Origin of the sequence: Rhodococcus sp. BP-241 (assembly GCF_019836145.1) — a bacterium.
Classification (GTDB): domain Bacteria; phylum Actinomycetota; class Actinomycetes; order Mycobacteriales; family Mycobacteriaceae; genus Rhodococcoides.
Genome location: NZ_JABUEI010000009.1, coordinates 115,055 through 127,456, shown reverse-complemented (window position 1 = coordinate 127,456; position 12,402 = coordinate 115,055). Strand labels below are relative to the sequence as shown.

Here is a 12,402-nt window from a genome sequence, read left to right as displayed (position 1 = left end):
GTCCGGTGACCGGTACGCACGATCTCGCCGACGGACGGCCGGTCGACGGTGCCGCACCCGACTACGATGACGTCATCATGAGAGACGATCCCCTGTCGCACAGATTCGACCATGAATCGGTAGCGCGAGCCCTCGGCGTCGTCGGCGAGCGCTGGACGATGCTGATCCTGCGTGAGGCCTTCTTCGGCGTGCGACGTTTCAGCGACTTCGTCCGAAATCTCGGTATCCCGCGTCCGACGCTGTCGGCTCGACTGCGCACTCTCGTCGACAGTGGACTTCTCGAGAAGGTCGCCCACCCGGACGTCGCCGACCGTCACGAATACCGCCTCACCGACGCGGGCAGGGACCTGTTTCCCACCATCGTTCTCCTCATGCGGTGGGGCGACCGGCACCTACCGCATCCCGCTGGTCCGCCGATCCTCCTACGCCACGGGCCCTGCGGTCGGATCGCCGCTCCGCGACTGGACTGCGATTGCTGTGGACAGGAGATCACGGCAAGAAATGTGTCGGCGGAAGCCGGGCCGGGGTTCGCGGGAGAATCGGGGTCCTGATCCGACGCTCGCGCAGGATCGGCGGGCAGGCGGAACCGACGTGGTCTAGACATGGGGAGTCGGTGCGGTGGTGGTCGGGGCCCTCCGGCCGCGCGTCCTCTCCGTGTCCACTCCTGCTTCGCGGTGTCACTCCATCGGGTACTTTCCGACCGTTCATCGCAACCTTGTCACCAATGTCCCCCGACAATGACATCCTCGCCCGGGGCAACCCGGGGCAGTCCTGCCCACCGCGGGAAAAGAGGCAGCAATGTCGGCAGATGACGGCCATCCCGCTGATCTCGATCGTTGCATGTCCGCTCTCCAGTCTGCGCTGACTTTGCAGGAGGTCGGGGCGGCGTTCCCCCGGACCGCAGCTGCCGTTCTGGACGCCGACGTCATCGGTCTCTACCGTTTCGACGCGGTGGGTGCGCCGCTGTCGGAGGTGTTGTCCGACGCAGAAGGCACATTTCTCCAGAACTGCGAGGACTACGGCCGAGCTGCCTTTGTCTCGATCTTCCTCGCCATCTGCGGCCCCCTGGTCGGAGGTTGGATTGCCGGTAGCAGCCCCGGGTATCAGGTCAACTTCTACGCGTTCGCCGCAGTTGCCGTGGTGGGATGCCTCGCCGTCGGTGCAATGCGAAAACTCTGACCACGCCTCACCGAGGCTGCGATGCACGATCACGACAGCTGTCAGCCCCGCACGATGTGCCGCACACGATCGACCACGAAGTCGATCTCGTCGGTCGTCGTGTAGTAGTGCGGCGACAGGCGCAGCACGGGTGGCAAACGGCGAGTCGACGAGTCGAGCGGCGTGCTGGCAGGGGGCGAGACCGACACGTTGATGTCGTATCGCGCGAGGGCCGTCATGATGTCGTTCGCCGACATCGCGTCGTGGGTGAGCGTGACGATCGCGGCGTGAGTTGTTCCGCGGTCCCGAAGAGTGACGCCCCGGATATCGGACAGTCCGGTACGGAGACGGTGGACGAGTTCGGCGTTCCGGATCCGGATGCGGTCGATGCCGACCGCGACGGCGTAGTCGACGGCGACCCCGAGACCCAGACGCGCGGCGTAATCCGCCTCCCAGGTCTCGAATCGCCGTGCGTCGTCACGTAGTTCGTAGTGATCCGGCGCGACCAGCGGAGCGCCGAACACGTCGATGAAAGCGGGTTCCAGTGAGGTGAGCAGATCACGCCGAACATATCCGAAACCGGTGCCGCGCGGCCCGCGGAGGAACTTGCGGCCCGTCGCGGTGAGAACATGGCACTGCAGTTGCTCGACGTCGATCTCCAGTTGGCCGACGGCCTGGCATGCGTCGAGCAGGTACGTCGCGCCGTGTTCTGCGGCGATTCGTCCGGTTTCGACGGCCGGACATATCGACCCGCCATTGGTCGGTATCCAGGTCGCGCTGATCAGACGCACACGATCGTCCATCGACCGTTCCAGTGCCTCGAGATCGAGATCGCCGGAGGAGTCGTCGGGGATGACGTCGACTGTCGCACCTGTCCGCCGGCATACCTGCAGTAGTGCGACATAGTTGGCCGCGAACTCGGACTCGGTGGTGAGGATACGGTCACCGGGCTCGAACGTCAGCGAGTAGAACACGCGTTGCCATGCTCCAGTCGCGCTGTCCGCCAACATGATCTCGTCCCTCGACGCACCGATCATCCCGGCGACACTGTCGTAGATCGCATCCACGCGGGAAGCACTCTCGGCGAACGCCTCGTAACCACCGATGCGCGCCTCGAGCGAGACATGACCGATCACAGCGTCGACGACAGGGGTCGCCATCATTGCTGCACCCGCATTGTTCAGATGTACGCGCGACGACACGCCGGGCGTCTCCGCACGGAAGCGGGCGACATCCTCGCCGGTCAGGGTGCGGGCCGACTCGTTCATGCGTGACCACCTCTGTCGATGCGGGCCGGAGTATCACTCCCTGCACTCCCCCGGCGGGTAGTCGAGTGCACTGCCCCCACATGAATCGCCGGACTCAGCCGGTGCTCTGGGTACTATGGTGCATCATACTGCACTGTCGAGTTTCTCTCACGGCGAACTGGAGAATCATGAGCCATTCATCCCAGCGAACTGACGTCGGCAACATTCGAGCGGCGAGTTCCCCCCTTCGCCCGGAATCGCTGGCGATACGCGCCGGCAGAGGGACAGGCGCCTTCGGCGATCCACTCAACGTCCCGATCACACCCGCGTCGAATTTTCTCGCTGCACCCACCTCGGACGGTCGTGAGTACTCGAGGGACGACGGAACTCCCTCCTGGGAAGCGCTGGAGGAAGTCCTCGGCGCCTTGGACGGCGGCGATGCCGTGGCATTCTCGTCCGGCATGGCAGCGGCGACCGCTGTGCTCGACTGCATGCCCTCGGGGTCGGTGATCGTGGCTCCCAACGCGTGCTATTCGGGGGTCCTCGCCGGGCTCGAGGACGGCCGTGTCTCAGGACGGTGGACTCCGGTACTGGTGGACATCTCCGACACTGCGGCAGTATCGGCGGTCGCCGCGGACCTGGTCTGGATCGAATCACCCACCAACCCGCTCCTCGAGGTCGCCGACATCGCCGCGATCACTGCCGCCGCCCACGACGCCGGAGCCCTCGTGGTCGTGGACAGCACCTTCGCGACGGCGCTGCGGCAGCGACCGCTCGATCTCGGTGCCGACATCGTCATCCACAGCGCCACCAAGTTCATCGGTGGTCATTCGGACCTTCTACTCGGTGTCGTCGTGACGTCCGATGCGAGTCTGCTCGCTCGGCTTCGCAGACGACGCGAGGTCGGCGGAGCGACTCCCGGTGCTCTCGAGACGTTCCTCGCGCTGCGGGGAGTACGCACGATGGCGTTGCGGTTGGCCCATGGCGAGAGGTCGGCAGGTGAACTCGCCCGACGCCTGCACCAGTCGCCGCACGTGCAGGGGGTGCGGTATCCCGGACTTCCCGACGACCCGGGTCATGAACGCGCCACCCGGCAGACGAGTGGCTACGGCGCGATCCTCGCGTTCGAGCTGGCCGACGCCGCCACTGCGGACAGCGTCTGCGAGGCGGTCGACCTGATCGTGTCCGCCACCAGCGTCGGAGGCGTCGAGAGCACGATCGAGCGGCGCGCCAAACTACCCGGCCAGGAGCACGTGCCCGCCGGACTCCTGCGGCTGAGCGTGGGATGCGAGGACATCGAGGACCTGTGGAACGACCTGACGCGCGCGATCGACGTCGCCGTCTCCGGGCTGTCGCGTGGCTGACGATTCTGCGCAGCTCGCCACTGCCATCGGCGCTCGCGTTCGGCACGAGAGGCATGCGCTCAGGTGGACGCTGGACCGTCTCGCCGATACGGCAGGAGTAAGTCGGCGCATGCTCGTCAACGTCGAGCAGGGCAGCGCGAACCCCAGCATCGGTACTCTTCTCAAGCTCAGCGACGCCCTCGGTGTGGGCTTGCCCGCGCTGGTCGAGCCGCCGGTCCCGGACCCGTTACGCGTCACCCGACAGGGAGAAGGCGCTGTCCTGTGGCGCGGAGACGCCGGCGGACGCGCCATTCTCGTCGTCGGTACGTCACCCCCGAACGTGGTCGAGTTGTGGGACTGGACTTTGGGTCCCGGCGACTGCCATCGCAGCGAGGCGCACGCGCCCGGCACCCGCGAGTTGTTACACGTCCGGTCCGGCAGCTGCACGATCGAGGTGGCCGATCGATCGGTTCACCTCGACGCGGGCGATGCGCTGACCTTCCGCGGCGACGTCGCCCACGCCTACCTGAACGTCACGGAGACGCCGGCAGCGTTCGCCCTGACCGTTTTCGAACCCCACGTGGGAGAACACGACAGAACGGATAGTCGTCATGCCTGAGGAGATCGATCTCGAACGAGTTCTCGACGGCGTCCACGTCGATGACGCGGTGTTCACGCTCCGCCCGGACTATCGAGTCGTGGTGCTGGCGGCGGACGGCCTGGAGCCGGGGCCGAGCAGTGTCGCCAGCGAGGCTCTGCTGCAGAAGGCGGAGGACCACGCACGACAGGTTCTGCTCGACACCGCGGTCGAAGACCTACCGCACATCGCCGCGTGGCGAGATGCGTACCGTGCTTTCGGCGCCAAACCTCAACGCACCAGGAACAGCGCGGAGGCCTTGCTGCGCAGAGTCGACTCGGGACTCCCCCGCGTCGACAGACTCACCGACACCTACAACGCGGTCTCGGTGCTTCATCAGGTACCCCTCGGTGGCGAGGACCTGTCGACCTACGCCGGACCCGCGCGGCTCGTCCGCGCCCGCGGGGACGAGCCGTTCGACACCACCGACAGGGGTGAACCGGTGCTCGAACACCCGCTACCGGGCGAAGTGGTCTGGCGGGACGACATCGGCGTGACCTGCCGACGGTGGAACTGGCGACAGGGCAGCAGGACACGACTGACCGAGCGCAGCACATCGGCATTGTTCATCTTGGACACGCTCGCAGCATTTCCTGCCGAATCTCTCACGGAGGCCGTGGCCCTGCTCAGCGGTCATCTCGACCACATGGGACCGAACGTCCGGACAGCCACGAGACTGATCGAACAGTCCGACGCGACGAGGGGCGACTGAGAAGTGTTCATTCAACCCTGGGATGCGGCGTTCTCGACGGCCGAGTGGCGCGAGTGGTTGGCCACGACGGACCGGTTCGGCACCCTCGTCGTCAACAACACAGACCCGTCCCGAGCACCGGTCGCCGTGCCCACACACTTCACCATGTCGTCCGACGAGGCGTTGGTGCTTCACCTCGCCAGACCCAATCCGATCTGGTCGCACCTGGAATCGGCTGCGGAGGTGCGACTCTCGGTCATCGGCGACTACGCCTATGTACCGACGTTCTGGCGCGCGAAGAACGGTGCGCCGGAGCACGAGGGTGTACCCACGAGCTACTACGCCGCCGTTCAGTTCGTGTGTCACCCCACGATCGTCGACGATCCGCAGGAGAAGGCCGACCTCCTCGAGACACAGCTCGCCGACTTCCAGCCCGAGGGGCGATACAGCACCGTCACCCCCGACAATCCGCCCTACGGCCGAATGTTGTCCGGCATCCGCGGAATTCGCCTCGACGTGCTCGAGGTCGAAGCAAAATTCAAGTTCGACGATGCGAAACCCGTCGAGTTTCGTACCCGAATCAGCGAGTTACTCGACCAGCGCTCGGTGGGCCTCGATGCGAGAGCAGCAGCGCAGCAGCGGCGGCGCGTCGACGTGGTGCGCTCGCGGAATCCCCGACACGACGAGTGATCCGAGGTATCGGGCGGGCCGGTCGCCGGCACGGGTGGTCATCGAGAATCGATGGTCGACAACAAAATAGATACTTCGATGTAAGATCCATTTTTTGCGACCGGGCCGGCGCCCACTGAGGAGTGACATGGCGGGGACTGGCGAGGCACGGTCCAGAACGGAGCTGGTGTACCGCGAGCTGCACCAGCGACTGGTCCACGGTCGGTTCGCACCGAATCAGCGACTTCATCTTGCCGACCTGTGCGCCGAGAGCGGCGTCAGCCTCAGCGTCGTCCGCGAGGCCCTCACTCGTCTCGCGACACAGGGACTGGTGCGGTCGGAGCCGAACAGGGGCTTCTACGCTCCCGACAACTCCATCACCGAACTCGCGGACCTGGCGTTCATGCGATGCAACATCGAGGAGCTGGCCGTCCGTCGCTCCATCGAGCGCGGCGACGCCGCGTGGGAGTCCTCGGTGGTCGCGGCACATCATCAGCTGACCCTGACTCCACTCGTGTCTCCACTCGTCGACATGGAAGCCGACCGTCGCTGGAATCTGGCGCACCGAGCCTTCCACGACGCGTGTGCAGCCGCGTGTGGGTCGAGGCGTCTGCTCTCCATTCGCGCGCGACTCTACGACGAGTCCGAGATCATGCGTCAGATGTCGGAACTGCCGAGCAGGAATGTTGCTGCAGAACACGCAGCCATCCTGACCGCGATCGTCGCGCGCGACGCCGACGAGGCGTCCCGCCGAGTTCGCGATCACATCGACACCACCGCACGGCTCGCGATCGCGTCGGTTCGATCCGACAGGGCCGACTGACCACTCGGCAGGACGCCGTCGGACGTCGAGCTGCCGTCTGCGAGCGCCGCGTCGTGCTGTGCCCAGTGCCGTTATGCGTCCCACGCATTCGGTCGCAGTGTTTCGTGATGGTGTACACGGGCATCGCCCAGTCACAAGATGGTCGCATCGACAACCTACGACACTCTCTTCCCGAGAATCCGGGGATGGGTGTCACTGCGGCGATGCGCTCGCGCACAGGCACTTCGGCGACATCGAACCGACATGCAGTTCGCACACACGCACGACCGCCCGACGACGGGGACATGACGATGACTGGACACGGGAACGGCACAGCGACGGACGTGGGGTTGCTGCTACTCCGATCTGCCGTCGGAGGGACTCTGTTCGCCCACGGCGCGCAGAAGCTGTTCGGATGGTTCGGCGGGCCGGGACTGACCGCCACGGCCGGCGGTATGCAGGCAATGGGTTTCGAGCCCGGGCGCCCGTCAGCCGTCGTTGCGGGAGTCAGTGAGACCGCCGGAGCGCTGATGATCGCCGGTATCGGCACCCGTGCGTGCGGAGCACTCGGCGCGGCAGCCATGGTGTCCGCTGCCGCGGTGAGTCGTCCGAGCGGGTTCTTCGCTCAGAACGGCGGATACGAGTACCCGGCCGTCCTCGCAGCTGCCTGCACGGCACTCACGCTCACCGGACCCGGCGCGATCTCCATCGATGCCCGCACCCCACACGCACTCGACAGGGAGCGCGTTGCGCTCGCGATCACGGTGGGCGCGGTGTCCGTGTCACTGGGCGTCGTCAGGGCACGCACGCTGCGACTGAAGAACATCGCGGGCTGATTCGGGTCGACACCGACACCGACTCCGACAGTCCGGCTCTCACCGGCGAACCGACGGCCGGGTACACCTGAACGACGTTCCATGCGCTGGACGCATGGTGGTGACGAAATATCGCGGTGTTGCCCGAGTCACATCCCGGCGCGATGATCGAGACGCGGGACTTCGCACCGATTTCACGGGTGCGGTTGGGGAAGGACAGCGCTGCAGGTCGACGAAACCTGGTGCAGTGCAGCCCATTGAGGCACCACTGACACTGTTCACCCACGGTCCCGATGACCCTGGACCATCGACCTATCGGAGGCACACATGACGATCACCATCGGGACCGACGACGACCACCCCGACACACTGGACCTGTCCCTCGTCGAACGGGCGACCGCGTTGATTCCGCTCCTCCGGGAAGAGGCCGCAGAGGGGACGAGGAACAGGCGACTCACACCGCGAGCCCTGAAAGCTCTCGACGACGCCGGCATCTTCCGCATGCTGCTGCCTCAGCGCCTGGGTGGGCCGGGAGCGACCTTCGAGACTGTTGCGGCAGTCGTCGCCGAGCTGGCCCGCGGTGACGGGTCGGCTGCCTGGGTCAGCAATCTCCTGGTGACAGCCACCGGCTTCGCGACCACCTTCTCGCAGCAGGCACAGGACGATGTGTTCGGCACCGACCTCCCCCACACCCGGCTCTCGGGTTCGTTCGCGCCGGGAAGCGTGGGTGAGGAAGTGGAGGGCGGCTACCGCATCAGTGGCCGCTGGCCGTACTCCACGGGATCGTTCGCCGCGGACTGGGCCACGGTCGGCGTTCTCATCGAGCAACCCGTCGGCCCACCACGATTGGGACTGGCACTCGTACCGTCGTCGGCGTTCACCCTCGAGGACACCTGGCTGGTGGCCGGCATGAAGGCGACCGGCAGCAACACGATCATCGTCGACTCCCACGTCGTGCCGTACCACCGAGTTCAGTTGCTGGAGGACATGACCGCCGGAAATTCGGCGACGCCCTTTCGCGACGAACCCCTCGCGCGGACGTCCATCCCCGCGGCGTCCGGCCTGCTGAGTGTCGCGGTGCACGTCGGACTCGCTCGTCGTGCACTCGAGATCTGCTGCGCCAAGGTGCCCGGCAAGCCGGTGATGTACACGTCCTATGCCGATGCCGCCGACTCCCCGACGCATCAGGTGGCTGTCGCGACCGCCAGTACCGACATCCACATCGCCGAGTTGTTGCTGACCGAAGCCGCCCGAGCCGTGGACGGGGCTGCCAGATCAGGAGTCGAACTGCCCTTCGAGGTACGCGCGAAACTCCGCAACAACATCGGCGTGGTCGCCGAGATGGCGAACGCGGCAATCGATTCGTTGATGACGGTCGTCGGTTCGGGGGCCTTCTTCGAGACCAACATCCTCTCGCAGATCTGGGCCGATGCCGCCATCATCACGCGCCACGCCTACATCGACCCCAACCTCGGACGAGAAGCCTACGGACAGGTGCTCCTCGGATCCGAGAACCGGGTCATGAGCCTGTGAACTACCGATCATCCTCGACAGACAAGGAATTCACCCCCGTGACATCACCCTCCCCAGCAGCCGCATCACGACAGCCGATCGTCTTTCGCAACGGAATCGTCGTCACCATGGACAGTGCGGACACCGTGCTCCGCGACGCCGACGTCCTGGTCGTGGACGGCAGGATCGCCGCAGTCGGCCATGGTGTGACCGCCCCGGACGACGCGCACGTCATCGATGCATCCGGCGGCATCGTCATGCCCGGAATGATCGACACTCATCGTCACATGTGGCAGTCGGTCATGCGCGGATACGGCGCCGACTGGACGCTGGCGCAGTACGCCGTGTGGTATTTCTTCAACCACGGCATCAAGTTCAGACCCGAGGACATCGCAGCCGGGAACGCAGTCTCCGCCCTGGATGCACTGGAATCCGGGGTGACCACGAGCGTCGACTGGTCGCACGGACTGCAGACTCTCGACCATGCCGAAGCCGCACGAGATGCGCTCGTGAGTTCGCCTGGCCGATTCTTTCTCGCGTACGGAAACGCGTGGGCACCGCCGGCGCAGTGGACTGCCGACCCCGCCATCCGATCCTTCCTGGCCGAGTGCCGCGACGACTCCGCTCTGTACGGAACCTTGCTCGCATTCGACGTCATGAACAAGGACGCCGAATTCCCGGAGATCGCTGCGTTCCACGCAGCCAGGGATCTCGGGTTGAGCGTGACCACTCATGCGGGCGTATGGGGCGGTATCGGGGACCAGTCCATCGACAACATGTACGCAGCCGGCGTGATGCAGCCCGGTCACACCTATGTCCATGCAGCGTCCCTGTCGGACAGTTCCTACCAGAAGATCGCGGGCACCGGCGGCAACGTGTCCCTGTCCACCGAGAGCGAGAGCACCTGCGGTCAGGGCTACCCTCCCGTCCATCACCTACGGCGCCACGGAATCGACGCTTCCCTCTCGATCGACAGCTCCGTCTGGTTCAGTTCCGACATGTTCTCTGCGATGCGGTCGACGATCGACGCCGCTCGCGCGTACGAACATCTGGTAGCCCACCAGAGCGGCGCCTCGGTGACCAACATCGGTCTGCGAGTCAAAGATGCTGTGGCACTGGCCACCCGAGACGGAGCCAAGGCGCTCGGCAAATTCCACGAGATCGGCTCGCTGGAGGTCGGCAAGTTGGCCGACGTCGTCCTGGTGAAGAACGACCGGTCGCCCACCTTCTCCACGATCCTCAACCCCTACGGACACCTGGTCTATCAAGCGTGCCGAGGCGATGTGCACACCGTTCTCGTCGGTGGACGCGTCGTCAAGTCCGAGGGTGCGTTGGCGGACGCAGACCTGGACGGGGTGAAGACCAGGATCGGCGACACCGTCGAGTATCTGCAACGAGAGTTGGGCGACGAGTGGGAGGCCGGTATGAACCCGGAACTGCCGGACACGGAGGTACTGGCCAATCCGTACCAGTTCCAGCGCGATGCCGAGACCGCGGGAAGCCCGTCATGACCAATGGCGACACCATCCTCGACCGAGTGTACGAGCGATGGAATGCGCACGATGTCGAGGGCGTGCTGTCGTTCTTCACCGACGATTTCGTCTACAAGGACCAGGCGACGGGCATGGTGTTCCACGGTGGACAGGAACTGGGCGACTTCATGCGATCCAGCTTCGTCTCGACTCCGGACCTGCGATTCGATCTCTTCAACACGGTCGAGACTCCGACAATCGTTGCTTCGGAGGCGATTCTGCGAGGTACCTTCGCGGAGGACAGTGGGCCCTTGAAGGCCACCGGTAAGCAGCTGGCCATCAAGTACGGTCTCATCGGAACTCTCGTCGACGGTCGAATCGCCACACTCACCGACTACTGGAATCTCGGCGAGCTCACGGAATGAGCAGCGGCCGCCTCGACAATCGAGGCGGCACCAGGACTGAACGGGTCGAGTACCGAAATCCGGTACTCGACCCGTTCGTGGTCGCACTGCTGCTCCTGACGACGCGGCACGGTGACAGGGTCCGGACGCGATACGCGTCGCGGACGACTCACTCGGCCGCGCAGCGGTTTCGGACACGTCGATACCCGGGGCGAGCGTTCCGTGCCTCGGTCATCCGACAGATGGCTGTTCGCACCGATGGGTCACGAGGTGCCACAGATGGCGTCGATGTCGCCGACCACGACCCCCTCGCGCAACGGCGTCGCATGAACGGGAATCTCCTGGACGATCCGGATACCGAGATCCTGGACCGTGTCGAGGAAGCGCGGGAGATGAACCATCGCACCGGTGGGAACGTCGTGGGTCACCAACACATTGTCGGCGCGCTTCGGTAATTCGGCGAGCGCCCGGTCGACCCAGAGGTCGGGCTCGTGTGGATCGCGGACGTAGACGTCCCACAGAACGACGGTGTATCTCCTCTCGATCAGATACTGGAGTGCGGCAGGGCTGAGTAGGTGCGGACCCATCGATCCTGCGCCGTTCGGGCGGAAGAGTTTGCGCCCTCCGGCCGCGTCGCTCAGCGCTTCGTCGGTCAGGGCGATCTCACCCACTTCGACAGCGGGGTCTGCGCGACGTCCGAGCGGAATCCCGTGCGTGGTGGTGTGATTGCCGATCCAATGACCCTCGTCGCGTGCACGCAGGACGAGATCACGTCGTGCAGGGTCGGCGAAATCCTGGCCGACGACGAAGAACGTGGCGCGAAGTCCTCGGCTCCGCAGCTCGTCGAGGACAGCCTCGGTCACACCGGGAGTCGGGCCGTTGTCGAAGGTCAGGGTGAGCGTGGGATCGGATTCGGTCACCGGATGTCCTCCGTTCGATCGGTCGCCGCGAGACCGGACAGCGTCTCCGCGAGCTCTGCCGGGTGGGTGACGAACAACGAGTGGCCGCCGGGAACGACGATCGGTTCGATGTCGAGCCTCTCTCGGCACGCTGCTTGTACCCACTCGGCATCGACCATCCGGTCGTCCGCTCCGACCACATAGTGTGCGGTGACCGTCGGCCACTGTTCGTCGGGTGGCGCGGGCAGTTCGCACTGTGGACGCAGATGCCGCGCGATCCACGCCTGTTGCTCGACCGTGCAATCGGCGAAGACGGTGCGCACCAACTCCGGAGTGGGGATCGTTCGGCCCTGCTCGTCCCTGGAACCGGCTGGTAGCGCGCCACTGGTGGCAGGACCGGGGTGTGGGAGTGTGCGGTAGGGAGGACTGGTTCTGCCCCCTACGACGGCCGCGCCGAGAAGAACCACTCCGTTCCACCGAGCGCGGTGCAGAAGGGCGGGAACGAGACGTCCTGCTCGGCTGTGCGCCACGAGGATCGATCCGTTCGTGGCACCGGTGTCGACGACAGCGTCGACGTACTCGGTCCACCCGGCCGCCGCGTCGTCGACCGGGAGATCCATGCTCACGACATCGTGGCCGAGGGAACGAAGCGCGGCTTTGAACGGCTGCCAGATCCACGCACCCTCGAATGCGCCGTGTACCAGAGTGAAGAGAGCCACGCGCACCTCGATAATCGATTGTATGTACCTAAAT

The 12,402-nt window shown here is 65.4% G+C and carries 14 protein-coding genes; 11 read left to right on the top strand and 3 right to left on the bottom strand.

Features of this window, described 5'->3' with window-relative positions:
- Window positions 1-77: 77 nt before the first annotated feature.
- On the top strand, window positions 78-551 hold the full coding sequence (locus tag HQ308_RS17605; protein WP_222628335.1) for a helix-turn-helix domain-containing protein: 474 nt from the start codon (window positions 78-80) through the stop codon (window positions 549-551).
- 289 nt (window positions 552-840) lie between these two features.
- Window positions 841-1,179, top strand: a complete 339-nt coding sequence (locus HQ308_RS17600) for a hypothetical protein (protein WP_222647360.1) — start codon at window positions 841-843, stop codon at window positions 1,177-1,179.
- A gap of 41 nt (window positions 1,180-1,220) precedes the next feature.
- On the opposite strand, the gene HQ308_RS17595 is transcribed toward HQ308_RS17600, so the two are convergent.
- Window positions 1,221-2,426 carry an aminotransferase class V-fold PLP-dependent enzyme gene (locus HQ308_RS17595; RefSeq protein WP_222647359.1) on the bottom strand — a complete coding sequence of 402 codons (1,206 nt, stop codon included), beginning with the start codon at window positions 2,424-2,426 and terminating at the stop codon, window positions 1,221-1,223.
- 167 nt (window positions 2,427-2,593) lie between these two features.
- On the opposite strand from HQ308_RS17595, the gene HQ308_RS17590 reads away from it, so the two are divergent.
- From HQ308_RS17590 to HQ308_RS17550, 9 genes are all read left to right on the top strand, one after another.
- Window positions 2,594-3,769 carry a PLP-dependent aspartate aminotransferase family protein gene (locus HQ308_RS17590; protein ID WP_222647358.1) on the top strand — a complete coding sequence of 392 codons (1,176 nt, stop codon included), beginning with the start codon at window positions 2,594-2,596 and terminating at the stop codon, window positions 3,767-3,769.
- Window positions 3,762-4,367 carry a helix-turn-helix domain-containing protein gene (locus tag HQ308_RS17585; RefSeq protein WP_222647357.1) on the top strand — a complete coding sequence of 202 codons (606 nt, stop codon included), beginning with the start codon at window positions 3,762-3,764 and terminating at the stop codon, window positions 4,365-4,367. The genes HQ308_RS17590 and HQ308_RS17585 overlap by 8 nt, the downstream gene beginning before the upstream one ends.
- Complete coding sequence (locus tag HQ308_RS17580) at window positions 4,360-5,097, top strand: B3/4 domain-containing protein (protein WP_222628348.1); 738 nt, start codon at window positions 4,360-4,362, stop codon at window positions 5,095-5,097. The genes HQ308_RS17585 and HQ308_RS17580 overlap by 8 nt, the downstream gene beginning before the upstream one ends.
- A gap of 3 nt (window positions 5,098-5,100) precedes the next feature.
- On the top strand, window positions 5,101-5,766 hold the full coding sequence (locus HQ308_RS17575) for an FMN-binding negative transcriptional regulator (RefSeq protein WP_222647356.1): 666 nt from the start codon (window positions 5,101-5,103) through the stop codon (window positions 5,764-5,766).
- Window positions 5,767-5,893: 127 nt separating this feature from the next.
- Window positions 5,894-6,568: a GntR family transcriptional regulator gene (locus tag HQ308_RS17570; RefSeq protein WP_222628354.1), complete on the top strand. Its 675-nt coding sequence runs from the start codon at window positions 5,894-5,896 to the stop codon at window positions 6,566-6,568.
- A 284-nt stretch (window positions 6,569-6,852) separates the two neighbouring features.
- Complete coding sequence (locus HQ308_RS17565; protein WP_222628357.1) at window positions 6,853-7,383, top strand: DoxX family protein; 531 nt, start codon at window positions 6,853-6,855, stop codon at window positions 7,381-7,383.
- Window positions 7,384-7,689: 306 nt separating this feature from the next.
- The gene (locus tag HQ308_RS17560; protein WP_222647355.1) at window positions 7,690-8,895 is read left to right on the top strand and encodes an acyl-CoA dehydrogenase family protein; all 1,206 of its coding nucleotides are present in this window, start codon (window positions 7,690-7,692) and stop codon (window positions 8,893-8,895) included.
- 107 nt (window positions 8,896-9,002) lie between these two features.
- The gene (locus tag HQ308_RS17555) at window positions 9,003-10,385 is read left to right on the top strand and encodes an amidohydrolase family protein (protein WP_222628363.1); all 1,383 of its coding nucleotides are present in this window, start codon (window positions 9,003-9,005) and stop codon (window positions 10,383-10,385) included.
- Complete coding sequence (locus HQ308_RS17550) at window positions 10,382-10,771, top strand: nuclear transport factor 2 family protein (protein ID WP_222628366.1); 390 nt, start codon at window positions 10,382-10,384, stop codon at window positions 10,769-10,771. Before HQ308_RS17555 ends, HQ308_RS17550 begins: the two co-directional genes overlap by 4 nt.
- A gap of 242 nt (window positions 10,772-11,013) precedes the next feature.
- Here the strand turns inward: HQ308_RS17550 and HQ308_RS17545 are convergent, their stop codons facing one another.
- Together HQ308_RS17545 and HQ308_RS17540 are read right to left on the bottom strand one after the other, a co-directional pair.
- On the bottom strand, window positions 11,014-11,670 hold the full coding sequence (locus HQ308_RS17545; protein ID WP_222647354.1) for a polysaccharide deacetylase family protein: 657 nt from the start codon (window positions 11,668-11,670) through the stop codon (window positions 11,014-11,016).
- A complete protein-coding gene (locus tag HQ308_RS17540; RefSeq protein WP_222628371.1) occupies window positions 11,667-12,368 on the bottom strand; it encodes an alpha/beta fold hydrolase in 702 nt (233 codons plus the stop codon). The genes HQ308_RS17545 and HQ308_RS17540 overlap by 4 nt, the downstream gene beginning before the upstream one ends.
- Window positions 12,369-12,402 lie beyond the last annotated feature (34 nt).